Annotated in this window: 18 protein-coding genes; 6 read left to right on the forward strand and 12 right to left on the reverse strand. The window is 68.5% G+C overall.

The genetic code is table 11. The features are described from left to right. Window positions 1–38: 38 nt before the first annotated feature. From bchY to TabM4_RS12030, 5 genes are all read right to left on the reverse strand, one after another. Window positions 39–1,604 carry a chlorophyllide a reductase subunit Y gene (gene bchY / locus TabM4_RS12010; RefSeq protein WP_434612594.1) on the reverse strand — a complete coding sequence of 522 codons (1,566 nt, stop codon included), beginning with the start codon at window positions 1,602–1,604 and terminating at the stop codon, window positions 39–41. A gap of 63 nt (window positions 1,605–1,667) precedes the next feature. Continuing rightward, window positions 1,668–2,669: a chlorophyllide a reductase iron protein subunit X gene (locus TabM4_RS12015; RefSeq protein WP_434612596.1), complete on the reverse strand. Its 1,002-nt coding sequence runs from the start codon at window positions 2,667–2,669 to the stop codon at window positions 1,668–1,670. Then, window positions 2,666–3,610 (reverse strand): chlorophyll synthesis pathway protein BchC, encoded by a 945-nt coding sequence (gene bchC / locus TabM4_RS12020; protein ID WP_434612598.1) that lies wholly within the window; start codon window positions 3,608–3,610, stop codon window positions 2,666–2,668. The genes TabM4_RS12015 and bchC overlap by 4 nt, the downstream gene beginning before the upstream one ends. Before the next feature lie 91 nt (window positions 3,611–3,701). Continuing rightward, window positions 3,702–4,859, reverse strand: coding sequence for a methyltransferase (locus tag TabM4_RS12025; RefSeq protein WP_434612600.1), 1,158 nt, complete (start codon window positions 4,857–4,859; stop codon window positions 3,702–3,704). Next, window positions 4,856–5,746, reverse strand: coding sequence for a polyprenyl synthetase family protein (locus tag TabM4_RS12030; protein ID WP_434612602.1), 891 nt, complete (start codon window positions 5,744–5,746; stop codon window positions 4,856–4,858). Before TabM4_RS12030 ends, TabM4_RS12025 begins: the two co-directional genes overlap by 4 nt. An 86-nt stretch (window positions 5,747–5,832) precedes the next feature. Between TabM4_RS12030 and crtD the strand changes: the two genes are divergently transcribed. Together crtD and crtC are read left to right on the forward strand one after the other, a co-directional pair. After that, window positions 5,833–7,452, forward strand: coding sequence for a 1-hydroxycarotenoid 3,4-desaturase CrtD (crtD, locus tag TabM4_RS12035; protein WP_434612604.1), 1,620 nt, complete (start codon window positions 5,833–5,835; stop codon window positions 7,450–7,452). Then, the gene (gene crtC, locus TabM4_RS12040; protein ID WP_434622054.1) at window positions 7,449–8,270 is read left to right on the forward strand and encodes a carotenoid 1,2-hydratase; all 822 of its coding nucleotides are present in this window, start codon (window positions 7,449–7,451) and stop codon (window positions 8,268–8,270) included. The genes crtD and crtC overlap by 4 nt, the downstream gene beginning before the upstream one ends. 183 nt (window positions 8,271–8,453) lie before the next feature. On the opposite strand, the gene tspO is transcribed toward crtC, so the two are convergent. The 3 genes from tspO to TabM4_RS12055 all read right to left on the reverse strand — a co-directional run bounded on the left by tspO (window position 8,454) and on the right by TabM4_RS12055 (window position 11,569). Further along, window positions 8,454–8,915: a tryptophan-rich sensory protein TspO gene (gene tspO, locus TabM4_RS12045; RefSeq protein WP_434612606.1), complete on the reverse strand. Its 462-nt coding sequence runs from the start codon at window positions 8,913–8,915 to the stop codon at window positions 8,454–8,456. An 81-nt stretch (window positions 8,916–8,996) separates the two neighbouring features. Continuing rightward, window positions 8,997–10,001, reverse strand: a complete 1,005-nt coding sequence (gene crtB, locus TabM4_RS12050; protein WP_434612608.1) for a 15-cis-phytoene synthase — start codon at window positions 9,999–10,001, stop codon at window positions 8,997–8,999. Then, window positions 9,998–11,569, reverse strand: coding sequence for a phytoene desaturase (locus TabM4_RS12055; protein WP_434622056.1), 1,572 nt, complete (start codon window positions 11,567–11,569; stop codon window positions 9,998–10,000). Before TabM4_RS12055 ends, crtB begins: the two co-directional genes overlap by 4 nt. Window positions 11,570–11,712: 143 nt before the next feature. On the opposite strand from TabM4_RS12055, the gene crtA reads away from it, so the two are divergent. The 4 genes from crtA to bchO are packed head-to-tail and all read left to right on the forward strand — an operon-like array spanning window position 11,713 to window position 16,127. Further along, window positions 11,713–12,555, forward strand: coding sequence for a spheroidene monooxygenase (gene crtA, locus TabM4_RS12060; RefSeq protein ID WP_434622058.1), 843 nt, complete (start codon window positions 11,713–11,715; stop codon window positions 12,553–12,555). Beyond that, complete coding sequence (bchI, locus tag TabM4_RS12065; protein ID WP_434612610.1) at window positions 12,552–13,556, forward strand: magnesium chelatase ATPase subunit I; 1,005 nt, start codon at window positions 12,552–12,554, stop codon at window positions 13,554–13,556. Before crtA ends, bchI begins: the two co-directional genes overlap by 4 nt. A gap of 23 nt (window positions 13,557–13,579) precedes the next feature. After that, window positions 13,580–15,229 carry a magnesium chelatase subunit D gene (locus TabM4_RS12070; RefSeq protein WP_434612612.1) on the forward strand — a complete coding sequence of 550 codons (1,650 nt, stop codon included), beginning with the start codon at window positions 13,580–13,582 and terminating at the stop codon, window positions 15,227–15,229. Window positions 15,230–15,260: 31 nt separating this feature from the next. Next, window positions 15,261–16,127 (forward strand): alpha/beta fold hydrolase BchO, encoded by an 867-nt coding sequence (gene bchO, locus TabM4_RS12075; RefSeq protein WP_434612614.1) that lies wholly within the window; start codon window positions 15,261–15,263, stop codon window positions 16,125–16,127. A 7-nt stretch (window positions 16,128–16,134) separates the two neighbouring features. Here bchO and idi read toward each other — a convergent pair whose 3' ends face one another. The 4 genes from idi to chlG are packed head-to-tail and all read right to left on the reverse strand — an operon-like array spanning window position 16,135 to window position 20,067. Continuing rightward, window positions 16,135–16,692, reverse strand: a complete 558-nt coding sequence (gene idi / locus TabM4_RS12080) for an isopentenyl-diphosphate Delta-isomerase (RefSeq protein WP_434612616.1) — start codon at window positions 16,690–16,692, stop codon at window positions 16,135–16,137. A 10-nt stretch (window positions 16,693–16,702) separates the two neighbouring features. Beyond that, window positions 16,703–17,881 (reverse strand): geranylgeranyl diphosphate reductase, encoded by a 1,179-nt coding sequence (locus TabM4_RS12085; protein WP_434612618.1) that lies wholly within the window; start codon window positions 17,879–17,881, stop codon window positions 16,703–16,705. A gap of 3 nt (window positions 17,882–17,884) precedes the next feature. Then, the gene (locus tag TabM4_RS12090) at window positions 17,885–19,171 is read right to left on the reverse strand and encodes a BCD family MFS transporter (RefSeq protein WP_434612620.1); all 1,287 of its coding nucleotides are present in this window, start codon (window positions 19,169–19,171) and stop codon (window positions 17,885–17,887) included. Next, the gene (gene chlG / locus TabM4_RS12095; RefSeq protein ID WP_434612622.1) at window positions 19,168–20,067 is read right to left on the reverse strand and encodes a chlorophyll synthase ChlG; all 900 of its coding nucleotides are present in this window, start codon (window positions 20,065–20,067) and stop codon (window positions 19,168–19,170) included. Before chlG ends, TabM4_RS12090 begins: the two co-directional genes overlap by 4 nt. Between the last annotated feature and the right edge of the window lie 45 nt (window positions 20,068–20,112).

The raw sequence follows: 20,112 nt of genomic DNA on the forward strand, positions 1-20,112 counted from the left end.
GTTCTTCCGATTTTTCGCAGAAAAATCGTGGCGACGGTTCATATCATCGCCTCCGCAGCTGCTGCCTTGGCGGCCTTTTCCAGCTTCTTCTGATGCGCGGCGCGGAAATCGGGCCGCAGGTTCGGCGCGCCTTCCCAGATGCCCGCCGTATCCCCCTCGCCAACGCCTTCGAAGAAGTCCTTCATCCCGTCCATGCGCGCCTTGTTGGCCATGGCGGCATTCACCACCTGCGCCAAGGACCCCGCCCCCGCAGGCCCCATCAGGGGTCGCGCCGAGATCAGGTTGGTGAAGTAAAGCGACGGGATGGCCAGTTCCTTGGCCTTCTGCACCACCGGAGTCGTCCCGATCGCCAGATCAGGCCGGAACGCCTCCATCGCCGCGCAGTCATCCTCCAGCGAGGCACGGTACTTCACCGCCACCCCCCGCGCCTCCAGCCAATCGCGATCCGCCGCCGACCAGTCGTTCCGCGCGCAGGCCGTGCCGACATAGGCCACATCCGCCCCGCTCTCGACCAGCAGACGCGCGACCAGCAATTCGGAGCCTTCATAGCCCGACAGCGTGATCCGCCCCTTCACGGGGTTCGCGGCCAAGGCCCCCTTGATCGCCCCGCCAAAGGCGTTCTGCGCCGCAGCCACCTGCTCCGCCGCCACGCCATAGGCGTCGCCTATCGCCGCCAGCCAAGCCATCGTGCCGTCATAGCCGACCGGAGCCGACCCCACGACCTTGCGCCCCGCCGCCTGAAACTCGCGGATCGCCGCCGTGTAGAAAGGATGGATTGCCGCCACGACACCGCAATCCAGCGCCGCATACAATTCCCGCCACTCGCGGCACGGCACAACAGGCCCCGCCGCCAGCCCCATCGGCGCCAGCATCGCCCCGATCATCATCGGGTCCGCCGGGAACATCTCGCCCAGCAGCGCGACCGTCGGACGGTCCGACCGTCCCCGCTCCGGCGCGGCCACAGGCCCCGCCTCGATCTCGCGCCGCGCGTAAGCCAGCATCGCCCCCGCCAGCACATCCTTCGCCTCTGCATGGGTCGGCACGCCGAAGCCCGGCACGTCGATCCCCACGATGCGCACACCGTTGATTTCATTGGGCAACAGCTTCAGTGGCACGCCCGACGCCGTCGGCACGCAAAGGTTCGTCACCACCACCGCGTCATAGCGCTCCGGGTCCGCCAGCTCATGCACCGCGTCGCGGATGTCCTCGAAAAGCTTCCCCGTCACCAGCGTCTCGGAGTTGAACGGCACATAGCCCACCGACCGCCGCGCCCCGTAGAAGTGCGAAACGAAGGTCAGCCCATAGACACAGCAGGCCGACCCGCTCAGCACCGTCGCAACCCGCCGCATCCGCAAACCAACGCGCAAAGACCCAAAGGCAGGACACATGCTCTGCGGCTTGTCATGCGGCCCCTGCGGATAGTCCGCCGCATATTGGTCCAGAATCTCGGAATTCCCCGCAGCCCGGGCCGCAGCCTCCATCTCGGCAGCACCGGCATGGCATCCCATGCCATCCGCCACGACCCCAGCCGCGCCAGCCTCGGGGCGCAGCCCCTCGGTCACGGGCGTCTCGGCTGTCTGGTCATAGCGGATTTCGCCGTCCATCACTTCGTCCCCTTCCGGGCCAGCGCGCGCAGCGCTTCTTCCAATCTCTCAAGCTGTGCGAGGTCAAACATCGTCGTAGACCACTTCCAGAGACTTCACCTCGCCCGCGAACTTGCCGCGCATGTCGGCATCGTTGGCAGGCTCCAGCACGAAATCCGCACCCGTGGTTTCGGCATCGAAGAGGCCCAGCAGCCCGTCCTGCGTCAGGGGCTTCGGGCGCAGCGGCGGCGCCTCGGCCACGTTGCCCGCCAGTTCCTCGAACAGCGCGCCCCACTGGGTCGCATGCGTGCCCACGATCTGGTAATTCGCCGATTTCCGCCGCAGATCGTCATCCGCCGGGATCGAGGCCAGCACCGGAATGTTCACGGCCTCGGCAAAGGCCGCAGCCTCGCCCGTGCCGTCATCCTTGTTGATGACGATGCCCGCCACGCCGACATTCCCGCCCAGCTTGCGGAAATACTCCACCGCAGAGCAGACGTTGTTCGCCACGTAAAGCGATTGCAGGTCGTTGGACCCGACGATGATCACCTTCTGCGCCATGTCCCGCGCGATGGGCAGGCCGAACCCGCCGCAGACCACGTCGCCAAGGAAATCCAGCAGCACATAATCGAAGTCCCAGTCATGGAACCCCAGCTTCTCCAGCAGTTCGAAGCCGTGGATGATCCCCCGCCCGCCGCAACCGCGGCCGACTTCCGGGCCACCCAGTTCCATCGCGAAGACCCCACCCCGCTTGAAGCAGACATCGCCGATCTTCACTTCCTCGCCCGCCAACTTCTTGCGGGTAGACGTCTCGATGATCGTGGGGCAGGCCTTGCCGCCGAACAGCAGCGACGTCGTATCCGACTTCGGATCGCAGCCGATCAGCAGCACGCGCTTGCCCATCTCGGCCATCATGTGGCTGAGGTTGGCCAGCGTGAAGGACTTCCCGATCCCGCCCTTGCCATAGATCGCGATGATCTGCGTCTTCTTCGACGGCGGGTCCTGCGGCACCTCCAGCGACGGCTCTTCATGCGCCTCGTCGCGCAGGCGGGTGTCGAAATCCTTCAGGTTCGGAACGTCGTTCATGCCGTGGCCTTCCAATCGAGGATCATTTTCAGACAGGCCGCATCGCCAAAGGCCGTCGCATAGGCCTCGGGCGCGTCGGTTGCCGGTCGGGTGTGGGTGATGAGGCCAGATAGGGACAAAGCCCCGCTCTCGATCAGCGCGCGGGTGGCGACCAGATCATCCGGCTGCCATTCCGACGCGATGCGGATGCGCGCCTCCTTCATGAAGGCGGGCGGAAAGGCGAATTGGACGGGCTCGGTATAGAACCCCGCCAGCACCACCTCGCCCCCTTTGGCCAGCCGCATCACCAGCTGGTCCAGCAGGCCCTTGGCGCCCGACGCGTCATAGATCGCGCGGTAATCCCGGCGCGGGTCGTCTTCGGGCGCGATGCAGGCATAGCCTGCCGCGCCCTCGCGCCGCGCCGGATTGGTTTCCCAAACGGTCGGCGCGGGCGCACCTGCCGCCAGCGTCAGCCGCGCCAGCAGACGCCCCAAGGTCCCATGCCCCACGATCAGATCGGGCAACGCCGTGGCAAAGCCCGCCAGCGCATGCCGCGCCGTCGCGGCCAGCGCCAGCAGCGCGCCCTCCGGCCCCATGCCGCCATCAATCCGCGCGACCCGATGCGCGGGCGTCACAAGGTGACGCGACGCGCCCCCGAACAGCCCCTTCACATCGCCCGCAAAGCAGTTGGCCCCGGGAACGAAGACATGCTCGCCGACGCGATAGCCGCTCTCGGCCCCCGCCTCGACAACGACACCCGCCGCCTCGTAGCCCGGCACCAACGGATAGCCCATCCCCGGAAAGGGCGGCATTGTGCCGGTGTAGAACAGCTTCTCGGTGCCGGTGGAAATGCCGGAATGCGCGATCTCGACCACAAGGTCACCCGCGCCCGGGGCGACAAGGTCCAGCGCCTGAAGCGAAAGCTCCCTCGGGCCGGACAGGATGACTGCGGTGGTTCTCACGTTTCTTCCCCCTGCGCCGCGACTCTCCGGATTGGTGGAGCGCTCTTGGCTATGTGTAAGGATAGACTGACAGCGCGCAGTGTCAATTTAATTAGACACTTTTTTGTGCGGTGTCGTTGACAGGCTTCACCCCCGTCACCACCGAGGTGACGAAAGACCGGAATCCGGGCCGGATCTGGCAATCGGCAAAGCCCGCTTCTTCCAGCATCCGCTGGATTTCCGCGCCCGACCGGGTCCGCCCCGTCTGCATGGCGAGGGTGTAGATGGAAAAATACACATCCGTCGCCGGATCGGGCCGCGCGCCCCCGGCCATGGGTTCCGAGATCAGGATACGCCCCCCATCGGGCAGCGCCGCCCAGACCGCGCGCAGCAATCCGGCCACCGTGGAATCGGCATGGTCATACAGAACCCGCACCAGCGAGATGGCATCCGCCCCCGCAGGCAGAGGGTCATCCCGGAACGATCCCGGCACGATCCGCACCCGTCCGCCCATGCCCGCGGCGGTGAATCGCGCCTCCGCCCCCGGCACCACGGCGGGCAGATCGAAGAGCGTCATCTGCAGCCCCGGATGCGCGGCACCCACGGCGGCCAGAAAGGCCCCCGTCCCGCCACCCACATCCATCAGATGCCGGATGCCCCGGAAATCGACGGCGGCCAGCGTATCCGCCGCCACCAATCCCTGACTGTCCGCCATCAGCGCCGAATAGCGCGCGGCCAGTTCCGGGTCCGCCGCGCCCCCAGCGCCAAAGACATAGGGCCAGAACCCCGCCAACTCCGGCTGCGTCTCCCCCCGGAAGAACGCCACCGGGTCCGCCAGATCGCGGTAAAGGACGGGATGATGCCGCACCATCGCCTCCAGCCCTGGCACGGCCAGAAAGGCCGCCCCCCGCACCGTCAGCCGCCAGATCCCCCGCCGCTCGGCCATCAGGCCCAGCCCTGCACCCGCCTTGCACAGGATCGCCATCCGCTCCATCGGCACGCCCGCAGGCCCGGCCAGCGCGGCCAAAGCCGCAGGCCCCTCGGCCAGCCGATGCAGCACCCGCAACTCCACCAGCGCCAGCAGCGCCTGCGACTGCACGAAACCCTGCACGATATCGAACAGCGCCGCGCCCTCGGCCCGCGCCATGTGCTTCAACCCCGGCACCCGCGCGCAAAAGGCATGGAACCGCGGCGACAGGCCCAGCCGCACCGCCCAAGGCTGCCGCGCCCGGCGACCGGGCGTCACGGCCCCCGCCGCCGCGTCGCTCATCCCCGCACCGGCTGCAGGGCGACGGGCGTCATCCGTTCGGCATAGGCCCGCACCATGGCGGCCAGCATCGCCTCGCCGGGGCAGGACGGGATGGAGGCAATCGCCCCGCCCAGAATATCCTTCAGGTAAGACACCGCCCCCGGCACCCCCAGTTCCGCCACGGCAGAGGGGCGCGCATGGGCGGCATCCTGCCCGGCAGGCTTGCCCATCTCGGCCTCGGTCAAAAGCGCATCCTTCAGATCATCCGCCACCTGAAACGCCTCGCCGATCCGCGCGCCCAACTCTTCCCACGGCTCCGGCTCCTGCCCCGCCGCGATGGCCCCCATCTGCGTGGCGGCAATGAAGAGCGCCCCCGTCTTCGCACGGTGATAGGCGGCGACATTCACCTCCGCCTCGCTCTCCCAGCCCTGCCCGGCGCAGATGCCGCCCGGCATCCCGGTCCGCTGCGCCAGCACCCGGATCAACTCCACCGCCCGGCCCGGGCTTTCCCCCGCCGCCCGCGCCAGCACCTCGAAGGCCAGGACGATCAGCGAATCCCCCGCCAGCACCGCCACCGGCTCGCCATAGGCGCGATGCACCGTGGGCTTGCCGCGCCGGATGTCGGCATCGTCGAAACAGGGCAGGTCATCATGCACAAGGCTCGCGCAATGGATCAGTTCCAGCGCCGCCGCCGCCGCATCCGTCAGATGCGGGCGGTCATCGCCGCAGGCCCGCGCCACCGACACAAGGATCGTCGGCCTGATCCGCGCCCCGCCCGGAAACACCGCATGATCCAGCGCCGCCCGCAGCTTGGAGGGCGCATCCCCGCCCGCAGGCCCCTGCCCCAGCGAAAGCGCGGCAGCCACCGCCGCCTCGATCCGCACGTCCATGCCGCCATTCACGCCCATGACCGTTCCTTTCGCTGTCCTGCGGGGCAGTTTCGCACCGCCACCGCAAACTGTAAATTAAATCTTACACCTTGTTGTAATTCGCGATGGACAACTTCAAGGCCTTCCCTAAACTCTCCCGCATGGAACAGGACCGCGTCATCGTGATCGGCGCCGGGATGGGCGGCCTTGCCGCCGCCATCCGGCTGGCCGCATCCGGGCTGAAGGTGACCGTGCTGGAGGCTGCCGCCACCCCCGGCGGCAAGGCCCGCGCCATCCCGTCACCCGCAGGGCCGGTGGATACCGGCCCCACCGTCCTCACCATGCGGCATGTCTTCGATGCGCTCTTCGCCCTGAACGGCGAACGGCTGGATGACCACGCCACCCTCGTCCCGCAGCGCATCCTCGCCCGCCACTGGTGGCCCGACTCCTCCGCCCTCGATCTCACCACCGACAGCGCCGAGAATGCCGAGAACATCCGCGCCTTCGCCGGCCCGCGCGAGGCGGCGGCCTTCCTGAAATTCGACGCCACGGCCGAGGCGCTGCATCAGGCCTTCGACGCCCCCGTGATGCAGGCGGCCCGACCCGACCTTCCCGCCATCGCCCGCGCCGCGCTGCGCCAGCCAAGGCTCTGGCCCGCCCTCCTCCCCGGCCTCTCCCTCCAACGCTGGCTGCGAACGCAGTTCCGCGACCCCCGCCTGATCCAGCTTTTCGCCCGCTACGCCACCTATGTCGGCGGCAGGCCCGCCCGATCCCCCGCCGTCCTCTCCCTCATCTGGCGGGCCGAGGCGCGGGGCGTCTGGGCGGTGGAGGGGGGCATGCACCATCTCGCCATGGCCCTGACCGCCCTTGCCGAACGCATGGGCGTGGCCTTCCGCTTCTCCACCCAAGCCACCCGGATCCAGCGCCAGAACGGCCATGTCACGGGCGTCCAGATCGCCGATGGCCGCACGCTCCCCTGCACATCCGTCGTCTTCAACGGCGACCCTGCCGCCCTGACCGAAGGCCGCATGGGCAGCGCCGCCGCGGCCAGCCTGCCCCGCACGGCCTCCCACCCGCGCAGCCTATCCGCCCTCGTCTGGGCCTTCGCGTCAGAGGCGCAGGGCGACAAGGCCGCCCACCTCGTCCATCACAACCTCTTCTTCACCGCCGACCCCGAGGCGGAATTCGGCCCCATCGGGCAGGGCCGCATGCCCGAGGCACCCACGCTCTATCTCTGCGCCGAAGACCGTATTCATGACCCCCGCGCACGCGCCATTGCCGGCCCCATCTCCGGCCCCGAACGCTTCGAGATCATCCTGAACGCCCCCGCGGGCCTGCCCGCCCTGCGCCCCGAGGATTTCCAGACATGCCGTCAGATCACCTTCGACCGCCTCTCCCGCATGGGCCTGACCCTTACGCCGCCGGGGTCGGAGGCGCTCACCTCCCCCGCCACGCTGGACCGGCTCTTTCCAGCGTCAAGGGGGGCGATCTATGGCAGGTCACCCGAAGGGACGATGGCCAGCTTCCAGCGCCCCCCGGCCCGGACCGCCCTGCCGGGCCTCTATCTGGCGGGGGGCGGGGCACATCCGGGTGCGGGCGTGCCGATGGCAGCCCTCTCCGCGAAGCACGCGGCCGAGGCGATCATGCAGGACCGGATTTCCGCGTCGAAGTCGGCCCCGACGGCTACGCCTGGTGGTATCTCGACGGCGTCTCGGATGACGGGCGCCGCGCGGTCTCGGTCATAGGATTCATCGGCTCGGTCTTTTCGCCATGGTATGCGTGGAGCGGGCGGCGGAACCCGCAGAACCACGTCTGCCTCAACGTCGCCACCTATGGCCCCGGTGGCCGCTTCACCATGACCGACCGCGGCACCGCCGCCCTGCAACAGTCGAAAGACACCCTCACCATCGGCCCCTCGCGCATGCACTGGACGGGGCGCGAACTGGTGATCGACGTGGACGAGGTCTCCTCTCCCCCCCTGATCTCCCGCGTCAGGGGCCGCATCACCCTCACCCCTTCCGCCGTGACGGGCGTGGAACTCGCCCTCCACCCCCGCCACCAATGGCGCCCCTTCGCCCCCACGGCGCGGATCGACGTGAACCTCACCCAAGGCCACCGCTGGCAGGGCCATGGCTATTTCGACGCCAATTTCGGCACCACCGCGCTGGAGCGGGATTTCGATTTCTGGACATGGGGCCGCTTCCCGATGCAGGATCGCGCGCTCTGCCTCTACGATGCCACATGGCGCGACGGCACCCAGCAGGATTTCGCGCTGGAAGTCGCCCCTTCCGGCGAGGCGCGCGAGGTGACGGCGCCCCCCCGCACCCAATTCGCCCGCACCGCATGGCTGGTCCGCCGCGAAACCCGCGCCGATCCCGGCACCCGTCCCCGTCAGGTGCTGCCCATGCTGGACGCCCCCTTCTATTCCCGCAGCGTCGTCGAAACCCGGCTGGACGGAGAGGTCACCCAAGGCGTTCACGAGGCGCTCGACCTCACCCGTTTCCGCCAACCTTGGCTCAAACCGATGCTCGCCGTCCGGGTGCCAAGGCGCAGCGGTTGGTGACCGGAAATTGTGCCAATTTCCGGCGCGATTTCTGCGCGCAGAAATCGCCTGAAAATCTGACGCAGATTTTCAGCCCCGCGTTGCGTCAAACCCCGTTTCACCGCCCGCTGCGTGCTGACAGGTTGCGGTACGGTTCACGGCACAGGATCCGGTACACCCGTTTCCGCCCAACTCCCTGAAATCTCAGGCCGCCGCCGCGTTGCGATACCACACCGACCGGTTCAACATCCCCGCCACCGTCACCCACAGAAGATAGGGCAGGAACAGCGCCCCCGCGATGGCGTCATGCTGCCAGAAGGCGACCATCGTCGCCGCCACCGCCAGCCACAGAAGAAAGATGATCACCAGCCCCGCCCCGATCCGCCGCAGCCCGAAAAAGACGGGCGTCCACAAGGTGTTGAGCGCGATCTGCACCGACCAAAGCGCCAGCGCCTGTCCCGTCCCGTCGATCATCGCCACCCGCGCGGCCGCCGCCGACATGGCTAGATAAAGCACCGTCCACGCCACCGGAAACAGCCAGTCCGGCGGCGTCCAGCGCGGCTTGGCAAGGCCCCGGTACCACTCCCCCGGCTGGAACATCGCCCCCGTCGCCGCCGCCGCGCCACAGGCCGCAAGATAGGTCAGGAAAAGGGTGAGATATTCCATCGCGCCGCTCCGCAGGGTTGCACTGCGCGATCTAGCCCGGCTTGCGCCGTCGTCCAAGAAAAACCTTGTGCCCCAAGGCCTTCAGGCCATCCCGCGATCCTGCGCCTCCAGCTGCGCCAGAACCGACAGCAGCGTATCGGAACGCCCCCGCCGCAGGTCTTCACGCGCCGCCGCGCGCACCAGAAAGGCCACCTCCGGCTCCGGCTCCGCATGCAGCACCGCCGCCCGCGGCCCCACCGCCGACATCGCGGCCTTGGCACCCGCCGCCACCAGACAGGCCAGCTTCCGCCCCTGCCCCGTCCGCGCCCGCGCCGTCACGCTGTCGCCGCGCGCACGCCGCACGCAGGTGCCGATCGCCCCGTAGATCAGCCCCGCCGCATGGATGCCCGGACGGCAGGGCAAGGGCAGCGACGCCACCCCCGCATCCGCCCGCGCATAAAGCCTGTCCGCCTCATCGAGCAGCCGCAGCGTCACCCGCGCGACACCGGGCCAGGCCTTCGGACGCGCAAGAAACCCATCCGGATCAATGCCCTCCGCCCGCAGCCACTCCATCGGCAGATAAAGCCGCCCCGCCCGCGCATCCTCGCCCACATCCCGCGCGATATTCGTCAACTGCATCGCCAGCCCAAGGTCACAGGCCCGCGCCAAGGCATCCCGGTCGCGCACCCGCATCAGGACGCACATCATCGCCCCCACCGCCGCCGCCACCCGCGCCGAATAGTCCATCACCCCCGACAGCGTCTCGTACCGCCGCCCCACAGCATCCCAGGCGAACCCTTCCAGCAGCGCCTCGGGCAGGGCGCGGGGCATCTCGAACCCCTCCACCACCGCGGCAAAGGCGCGGTCGGCGGGCGCATCGGCGGGCGTTCCGCGATAAACCAGATCCAGCCGGTCGCGCAGCCCCAGCACCGCCGCACCCTTGTCCGCCCCCTCATCCACCGCGTCATCCGACATCCGGCAAAAGGCATAGAGCGCCAGCGCCGGATCGCGCACCGCAGGCGGCAACAGCCGCGATGCCGCATGGAAGGACAGCGATCCGGTACGGATCGCCTCGCGGCAATGGGCCATGTCGCGCGGGTCGATCATTCGGCGGCCATCCTCAATTCCTCGCGCTGTCTCAACAGCTTGGGCGCATCCGGCACCAGTTGCCCCAGCACCTCCGCCGTGCCGATGACGCCCGGCAATCCCGCCCCCGGATGCGTGCCCGCCCCGGCAAGGAACAGCCCCGGCAGCTCTTCCGAGATGTTGTGCGGCCGGAACCACGCCGATTGCAGGATGCGCGGCTCGATGGAAAATCCCGCACCGTACGGCGACAGGTAACGGTCGCGAAAGGTTTCCGGGGTAAAGACGGTCTCCTCGGTGATGCGCTCGCGGAAACCGGGGATCAACCGCTCGTCCAGCATCTTCGCCATCTTGGCGCGGTAGCGCGGTTCCTCCTCGGCCCAGTCCACACCGTTGTCGAAACCAAGATGGGGGACCGGCGACAGCGCATAGAAGGTATCGTCGCCCTCGGGCGCGCAACTCGGGTCGGTGACGCTCGGCCGATGCACATAAAGGCTCATGTCATCCGCAAGCTTCCCGCGAATGAAGATATCCTTGATATGCTCGCGATAGCGCGGGCCCACGACGATGGAGTGATGCCCCACGTCGCGCCACATGTCGCGCGTGCCCTTCGTCCCGAAATACCAGACGTAAAGCCCCATGGACCAGCGCGCATCCTTCACCTTCCGGTCGGTCCAGCGCTTCCTCGGCAGGTTGCGCAACAGCCGCGTATAGGTATGCCCCGCATCCGCATTGCTGACCACCAACCCCGCCCGCATCACCTCGCCACTGACAAGCCTCACCCCCGCCGCGCGACCATTTTCCGTAACGATTTCATCCACTTCCGTATCGTGGACAACCTCACCGCCCTGCGCCGCCACCACCCGCGCCATCGCCTCGGCAATCGCCTGCACCCCGCCCATCGCGTAATGCACCCCGAACGCCTTTTCGAGATGCGAGACGAGGATATACATGGACGTCACGTTGAACGGATCGCCCCCGATGAACAGCGGATGGAAGGACAGCGCAAAGCGCAGCCGCTCATCCTTCACCCGCCGCGCGGCATGGGCATAGACCGACCGGTCCGCCCGCATCATCCCGAACTTCGGCAGCACCTTGATCAGGTCCAGAAGCTTGTGCATCGGCCGCCGCCCAAGGTCTTCATAGCCGAACCAGTAACGCGCCTCGCTGTCCTTCAGGAACTTCTCGTAACCCCTTGCATCGGATGGCGAAAGCCGCGCAACCTCGGCCTTCATCGCGGCCTCGTCCTGCCGCGCGGTGAAGGTCGACCCGTCGGGAAAGCGGATCTCATAGAACGGCTCCATGGGCACCAGCCGCACATCGCGGTCGAAATCCCGCCCGCAGGCCGCCCAAAGGTCGCGCAGGCCCTGCGGCACCGTCACGATGGTCGGCCCCAGATCGAACCGATGCCCCCCTTGCGTGATCGACGACCCACGCCCGCCCACCCGATCAAGCCGGTCGATCACCGTCACCCGCCACCCCTTCGCCCCCAACCGCATGGCCGAGGCAAGGCCGCCAAGCCCCGCGCCGATGACGATGGCATGATCTGCCTCTGGCAGGGCGGGTGCGGGTGCGGGGCGAAGTTGCTGCATCTGTTCCATGACCCTGATGATAGAGTGTCTAGTTTGATTTACAATATCACAGAACATAGCGCCGCACCCGCCCCTTTTCGCTTCCCCTTGGCGGCACAAAATGTCAGACTAAGTTTACACCATCCCGCACGGAGGGTCGCGCCATCTCTGTCACCAGCCTCAGCCTTTTCCGTTTCGATGGCCTGCTGCCGCGCCTCTGGGTGATCGGCCAGATGGGCGCGGCGCGGTTTGCCCTGCGGCAGGAACGGCGCGCGCTCTTCTGGAAACTCTGCGGCTCCGGCACCGGCGAAGGCTTCACGCCCCGCCCCAACTGGGGCGTCTGGGCGATCCTCGCCACCTGGCCCGACGAGGCCACCGCCCGCACCGCCACCGCCACCAGCCCGGTCTGGCAGAAATGGCGTGCAAGAGCGCGGGAAAGCTGGACAATCTTCCTTGCACCCCTCTCCGCCCGCGGCTCATGGGCCGGGGTGAATCCCTTCCTCCCCGACGCACCGGGCCAACAGACGACCGGCCCGCTCGCCGCCCTCACCCGCGCCACGGTGAAACCCGCCCGCGCCCTGAAATTCTGGGACCGCGTGCCGAACATCTCGGCCACCATCGGCGCCGACCCCAATGTCGCCTTCAAGATCGGCATAGGCGAGGTCCCGCTCCTCCATCAGGTGACCTTCTCCATCTGGCCCGACACGGCCAGCATGGCCGCCTTCGCCCGCGGCGACGGCCCACATGGCCGCGCCATCAAGGCCGTCCGCGACGGCGACTGGTTCGATGAGGAACTCTATGCCCGCTTCCGCCTGCTGGGCAGCGCGGGCACTTGGAACGGCGGCGACCCCTTGCATTCCTTGCAGGAATTTTCTGCGAAAATTCCTGCCCCCGATCCTTCCGCGAAGGATCGCGCCGCCACCTGCTCCCTTCCCCCCGAATTTTCGCAGAAAATTCGCCCCCAAGGATTTTCGCAGAAAATCCTTGCACTTACGGTGCCCAAATGAAGCAACCCTTCCCCTTCTCCGCCATCGTCGGGCAAGAGGCCATGAAGCAGGCCATGATCCTGACCGCTGTCGATCCCGCCATCGGCGGTGTCCTAGTCTTCGGCGACCGCGGCACCGGCAAATCCACCGCCGTCCGTGCCCTCGCGGCGCTCCTCCCCGAAATCGAGGCCGTCGAAGGCTGCCCCGTCAACTCCCCCACGCCCGCCCAAGTCCCCGACTGGGCGCAAGGCGCGACCGACCGCATCATCACCAAACCCACCCCCGTGGTTGACCTCCCCCTCGGCGTGACCGAAGACCGCGTCGTGGGCGCCCTCGACATCGAACGCGCCCTCACCCGCGGCGAGAAGGCGTTCGAACCCGGCCTCCTCGCCCGCGCCAATCGCGGCTATCTCTACATCGACGAGGTGAACCTGCTGGAAGACCACATCGTCGACCTCCTCCTCGACGTCGCCCAATCCGGCGAGAACGTGGTCGAACGCGAAGGCCTCTCCATCCGCCACCCCGCCCGCTTCGTTCTGGTCGGTTCCGGCAACCCGGAGGAAGGCGAACTCCGCCCCCAACTCCTCGACCGCTTCGGCTTCTCCGTCGAAGTCACTTCCCCCCGCGACGTCGAAACCCGCGTGGAGGTCATCCGCCGCCGCGACGCCTATGACTCCGCCTACGGCGCCTTCATGGAAACATGGCGCCCGCAGGACGCAAGCTTGCGCGACCGCATCCTCCACGCCCGCGCGGCACTCCCGCAGGTCAAGACGCCCAACACCGTCCTCCACGACTGCGCCAGCCTCTGCATCGCCATCGGCTCCGACGGGTTGCGGGGCGAACTCACGCTCCTCCGCGCCGCCCGGGCACTGGCCGCCTTCGAAGGGGACGAGGCCGTAGGCCGCATCCACCTCAAGGCCGTGGCGCCCATGTGCCTCTCCCACCGCCTCCGCCGCGATCCGCTGGACGAGGCAGGCTCCACCACCCGCGTCATCCGCGCAGTGACGGAGGTCCTGCCCTGACCCCCAACTATCCCTGGGGCCGGGTGGAAACCGCGCTCGCCTGCCTCGCCATCGATCCGGCGGGGCTCAAGGGCCTGTGGCTCCGCGCCCGCGCAGGCCCCGTCCGCGACCGCGTGACGGCCGCACTGGCCGCGATCCCCCTGCCGCTACGCCGCCTGCACCCGACCATCACCGACGACGCCCTCTTCGGCGGCCTCGACCTCGCCGCCACCCTCGCCACGGGCCAGCCGGTGATGCAGGCGGGCCTCCTCGCCACGCCCTCCTCCCTCATCCTCACCATGGCCGAACGCTGCCCCGCAGGCCTCGCCGCCCGCCTCGCCAGCGCCCTCGACCAACCCGCCCACAGCCTCATCGCACTGGACGAAGGCGCCGACCCCGACGAAACCGTCGCCCCTGCGCTTGCCGACCGCCTCTCCCTCTTCCTCGACCTCACCGACATCGCGCTCGGCGACTCGCGCGACATTTCCCTAGACGCTCAAAGGCTTGCCGAAGCGCGAGACCGCCTCCCCACCCTCCGCCTCACCGAAAGCCAACTCGCCGCCCTCACCCGCGCCGCAGCCGACCTCGGCATCCCCTCCCTCCGCGCCCCCCTCCTGGCCGCCACCACCGCCCGCGCCCATGCCGCATGGCAGGGCCGACGCGAAGTCACCGACGACGACCTCGAAACCGCCGCCGCCCTCATCTACGCCCACCGCGCGACACCCCTCCCCGAACAGGCCGAACAGCAGCCCGACCACCCCCAACCCGACCAAACACCGGACCAAGGCGAAGCCCAGTCCGAAGACCAATCCCAATCCCTCCCCGAGGAGATGCTCGTCGAAGCCGCCCTCGCCGCCCTCCCCCGCGACCTGCTGGAGGCTCTCGCGCAAGGCCGCGCCACCCGCGCCGCCAAATCCGCAGGCGGCACGGGCGCCGAACAGGGCGGCAACCGCCGCGGCCGCCCCCTCCCGTCCCGCCCCGGCCGCCTCGAACCCGGCGCGCGCATCGACCTCGTCGCCACCCTGCGCGCCGCCGCCCCGTGGCAACCGCTCCGCCGCAAGGCCCAGCCCGACCGCGACGCCGCCCTCCTCGTCCGCGCCGCCGACATCCGCCTGAAACGCTTCCGCGAAACCTCCGACCGTGTGCTGATCTTCGCCGTCGACGCCTCCGGCTCCGCCGCCTTCGCAAGGCTGGCCGAGGCGAAGGGCGCCATCGAACTCCTCCTCGCACAGGCCTATGCGCGGCGCGACCACGTCTCCCTCCTCGCCTTCAAGGGCCACGCGGCGGAACTCCTCCTCCCCCCCACCCGCTCGCTCGTCCAAACCAAACGCCGCCTCGCCGGCGTCCCCGGCGGCGGCGGCACCCCCCTCGCCTCCGGCCTGCAACTGGCGCTGGCCACGGCGGCACAGGCGAAACAGCGCGGCCTCACCCCCACCATCGCCCTGCTGACGGACGGTCGCGGCAACATCGCCCTCGACGGCACCCCCGACCGCGCAAGAGCCGAAGAGGAAGCCACCCTCCTCGCCCGCCAGATCCGCCTCTCCGCCACCCCCGCCCTCGTGATCGACGTGGCCAACCGCCCGCAGCCGTCCCTGAAGACGCTCGCGCAGATCATGGACGCCCCCTATCTCGCCCTCCCCCGCGCCGATGCGCGCCGCCTCTCCGCTGCTTTGGGCGAGGCTCTGGAAAGCTGACATGACCGCGCCCCGCAGGCCCAAAGACCGCATGCCCCCGGACCGCATGCCGCCCGATTGGCCGTTCCGCGCCCAAACCCGCCGCATCGCCGCGCGTCCGCATGACTGGAACGTGATCGACACCGGCGGCGACGGCCCCGCCCTGCTCCTCCTGCACGGGGCCGGGGGGGCGGGGCACAGTTTCCGCAACCTCATTCCCCTGCTTGCACCGCGCTACCGCGTCATCGTCCCAGACCTTCCCGGTCAGGGCTTTACCCGCTCTGGTGCGCGCGGACGTTACGGCATCGACGCGATGGCCGAGGACATGGCAACCCTGTGCCAGGATATGGGCGTGGCCCCTCTCGCCCTGATCGGCCATTCCGCCGGGGCGGCCCTCGCCCTGCGCATGGCCTCCCTCCTGAACCCGCGCGGCATCGTCGGCATCAACGCCGCCTTGGGCGCCTTCGACGGGGCGGCGGGCGTGATGTTCCCGCTCCTCGCCCGCGTCCTCGCGGTGACGCCCTTCATCCCGCATGTCGTGGCGCGGCTCTGGGGCAACCCTGCCACGGTGGCGAAACTCCTTACCGCCACCGGCTCTCCGCTCGATGCCACGGGACAGGCGCAATACCTGACTCTTGTGCGCGATGCGACCCATGTCGACGGCACGCTCGGCATGATGGCCCAATGGCGGCTGGACGACCTGATGCGCCAGCTTCCCACCATCGCCACGCCCACGCTGCTCATCGCCTCATCCGGCGATCTGGCCGTCCCCGCCCGCATCTCGCAGGATGCCGCGCGCCACATGCCCGCCGCCACCTATGCCGAACTGCCGGGCCACGGCCACCTCGTGCATGAGGAAGCCGCCGCCGAGGTGGCCGACCTCATCCTTCCCTTCCTCGACGGGATCGCCGCGCCCTGATCCGGCCTCACCGTCCGGAAACGAGGCTGCCAAATATCCGGTCCATATGCTCGGCCAGATAGATGCGCAGCCAAGGCGTGAACCGCTCCGGCACGCGCAGCACCTCCGCCGACAGGTCGTAAAGATCGACCCAGCGCACGGCGGCAACCTCATCGGGGTTCGGCACCACCTTCAGATCGGCCGGGGCATCCGCAACAAAGATATCCACCAGCTCATGCTCCACCAGCCCGTTGCCCACATCCGCGCGATATTCCACCCGGTCGGCAAAGGCCGGAAACAGCCCCTCGATCCCCAATTCCTCGCGCAGGCGGCGCACCGCACAGGCGGCGGGGTCCTCGTCCCAGCGCGGATGGGTGCAGCAGGTATTGGCCCAAAGTCCGGGTGTATGATACTTCGCCAGCGCCCTTTGCTGGATCAGCACCCGCGTCCCGTCCAGCACGAAGACGGACACCGCCTTGTGCCGCAGCCCCTTCTGATGAACCTCCAGCTTGCCCACGGGCGTCAGACGCCCATCGACCCATGCCGGGATCATCTCTTCCGTTGCCGCAGCCGTGGGGGCCAGCATGGCCACCTCCCTATGTCCAGACCGGAGAGACCAACCGCAACAGATGCGCCATGTTTTTCATCCCGATCTTCACATGGGCCATGGGCCGCGCCTTCACCAGCTTCTTGTTCATATAGGCCTCGAAGGTCAGCTTCTGCACATCCACGTCATGGCAAAGGCTCACGAACCTCTCGCGCCGCTCGTCGCTCCGATAATAGGCATCCTGCATGGACCGCAAGACCCGGAACACCGTCCCATGTTCCCGCATGAACATCTTCCGCGCGATGCGCAAATCCGACGCACGGCCCGAGGCAAGTGCCGCCTGCGCAGCCGTCGCCGCAACGCGCCCCCCCGCCATGGCATAGAAGATCCCCTCGCCCGACGAAGGCGCCACGACCCCGGCGGCATCCCCGGCCAGCACCACATCCCGCCCATTGTCCCAGCGGTCCAGCGGTTTCAGCGGGATCGGCGCGCCTTCCTTGCGGATCGTCTCGCAATCGGTCAGGCCCGAGGCCGCGCGCAGGTCGGCGGTCGCCTTCTTCAGGTCCACCCCATCCAGCCCCGTCCCCATCCCGACGCTCGCCTGTCCCCCATGCGGAAAGACCCAGCCGTAGAAATCAGGGGAAATCCGCCCGTCATAGATCACGTCGCAGCGGTCGGGGTCATAGTCCGGCGACGGCTCGGGGGCCTTGATGATCTCGTGATAGGCGATCACATAGGGGATCGTGCTGCCGCCGGGCACTTCCGCCCGCGCCACCACCGACCGCGCGCCATCCGCCCCGATCACGATCTTCGCCGCGGACCGCCGCTCCGCCCCCGTCGCCTTCTCGCGCCAGATGACATGCGTTCCCGCCCCGTCCCGCTCGATCCGAACGAAGGTCCCGGTCAGACGCTCCGCCCCGGCCTTGCCCGCCCTGTCGCGCAGGTATTCGTCGAAATGCTCGCGGTCCACCATGCCCACGTAGCCGTTCTCGATCGGGATATCGACCATCCGGCCTGTGGGAGAGATCATCCGCGCCGTGGTGATCTTGGCCACGATCTGCGCATCGTCGATGCCGAAATCCTTGATCGCCCTCGGCGGGATCGCCCCCCCGCAGGGCTTGATCCGCCCCGCCCTGTCCAGCAGCGCGACGGACTTCCCCGCCCGCGCCAGATCCTCCGCCGCCACGGCCCCCGAAGGACCGCCACCCACCACGAAGACGTCATACATGGCCTATTCCCCCGGTATCAGTTGCGCATCGGGCAGGCGACGACCGCCCCGCCCCTCCACCACCCGCGCGGCGATCAGCGCGGACAGCACGAACAATCCCGCCTCGGCCGCGAAGACCGCGCCGAAAGCATCCTGAACCGGCATCACCAGCCGCAAGGCGTCCGCCGCCGCCGCCCCCACCAGCCCGCCAAAACCAGCCGCCAGTGCCTGCGCCGCGCCCCAGAGACCCATCCGCGTCCCCTCCCGCGCATCGCGCCCCTGCCCCGCCAGCGCCATCATCGTCCCGATGGCCGCCACGGCAAACATCCCGTTGAAAAAGCCCAAGGCCACGACCGCCGGCATCAGCGCCCCGCCCGTCTGCCCCAGCCCCGCAATCGCCAGCAGCGACAGCGCCGACCCCATGCAGCCCGCCATCACCCACATCCGCAACGACCCGATCCGCAGCCCCGTTGCCGCGATCCCCACCAGCAGCATGCCCACGAAGACGCCACCATTCTGCGCCCCCGAAAGCTGCGTGCTTGCCCCCGGCGCGAAACCGAAGACCAGCCCCGCATAGGGCTCCAGTATCAACTCCTGCATGAAATAGGCGGTCATCGACAGGAAGATGAACAGCGTGAAGACCCGCGCCTTCCGCTCCGCCCAGACCTCCGCCATCCCTGCACGGAACGGCAAAGCCTCAACCGGACGCTCCGCCACCACCCGCCGCTCGATGCCCCAGACGGCCAGCGCCGTCAGCACCACCGCACCCGCCGTCACGACGCCCACGATCTCCAACAGCAGCGCCGGGGTATAGGGGTCCAAAAGCGCCCCAACCGTCCCCGCCGTCACGGCAATCCCAAGGATCATCATCAGCCATGTGATCGTCGCCGCCGCCGCCCGCCGCCGCGGCTCCGTCGCCGTCGCCAGCAGCGCCAGCAGCGACGTCCCCGACGCCCCCACGCCCACCCCGATCAGCGCATAGGCCAGCACCGACAGAGCCAGCCCCGCCCCAAACCCGGAAGGAAACAGTACCACCGCCACCGCCGCCAGAAACGCGCCCAAAGCCAGCGCCGCCATGCCGCCGATGATGAATGCCGTCCGGTTCCCCTTGGTATCCGACCGGAACCCCCAATTGGGCCGCGTGATCTGGATGCCGTAATGCAAAGCCACCAGCAGCCCCGGCAGCACCGCCGGTAAGGCCAGCTCCACCACCATCAGCCGATTCAGCGTCGAGGTGGTCAGCACCACCACCGCGCCCAGACACATCTGCACAAGGCCCAGCCGGATGATCTGGACCCATGACAGCTTCATGCCAGCCCCCGCAGGGCAAAGGCCGAAATCATCATCCCCGTGACGTAAAGCACCACGCCCGTCCCGTTGTACCAGGGCGCCTTGCCCTTCGGATCGCGAAACAGCACGCGCATCGCCGCCACCTGCAAGACCAGCACGGCGAAGACGCCAGCCGCATGCAAGGGCTTGCCCCACAGCACCAAGAGCGGCACGACCAAGGCCTGCGCCATGCCCATCACCGTGCAGGCGATCTTGGCCGCCACTTCCGGCCCCAGAACCACGGGCAGGGACCGCACACCATGCTGCCGATCCCCCTCCAAAGCCTTGAAATCGTTCAACGTCATGATCCCGTGCGCGCCGAATGCGTAAAGCAGCGCGATCATCACCACCTCGAACCTCGGCGCGGCCTGCAACAGGACCGCCGCGCCCGTGAACCACGGCAGCCCCTCATAGGACAGCCCCACCAGCCCCGGCCCCCACCAGCCCGACCGCTTCAACCGAACCGGCTCCGCGCTATAGGCCCATGCCGCGACAACCCCGGCCACCGTCGCCCAGAACCCCCAAGTCCCCAGCAGCGACCCAACCCAGAGTGACAGCGCCGTCATTGCAAGAGCAATATAAAGCCCCCACCGCCCCGGTATCCGCCCCGAAGGGATCGGACGGTCCGGCTCGTTCACTGCATCCACATGCCGGTCGCACCAGTCATTCGCCGCCTGAGACATCCCGCACACGATCGGCCCCGCCAGCACCATGCCCAGCAGAACCATCCCCCAGTTGCCCGACAGGGGCACGCCCGAGGAAACCGACCCGCAAAGGTACGCCCAGATCGGCGGGAACCATGTGATCGGCTTGATCAGCCGCAGCATGGCGCGCGGTTCGGGAAGGCGGCGGGGCTGTATGGAATAGCTGACAGTCATGGTTCAACTACATAGCAGATTGGAGAGTCGGACAAGTCCAAACTG

The organism is Tabrizicola sp. M-4, from assembly GCF_051132405.1.
Lineage (GTDB): Bacteria > Pseudomonadota > Alphaproteobacteria > Rhodobacterales > Rhodobacteraceae > Paragemmobacter.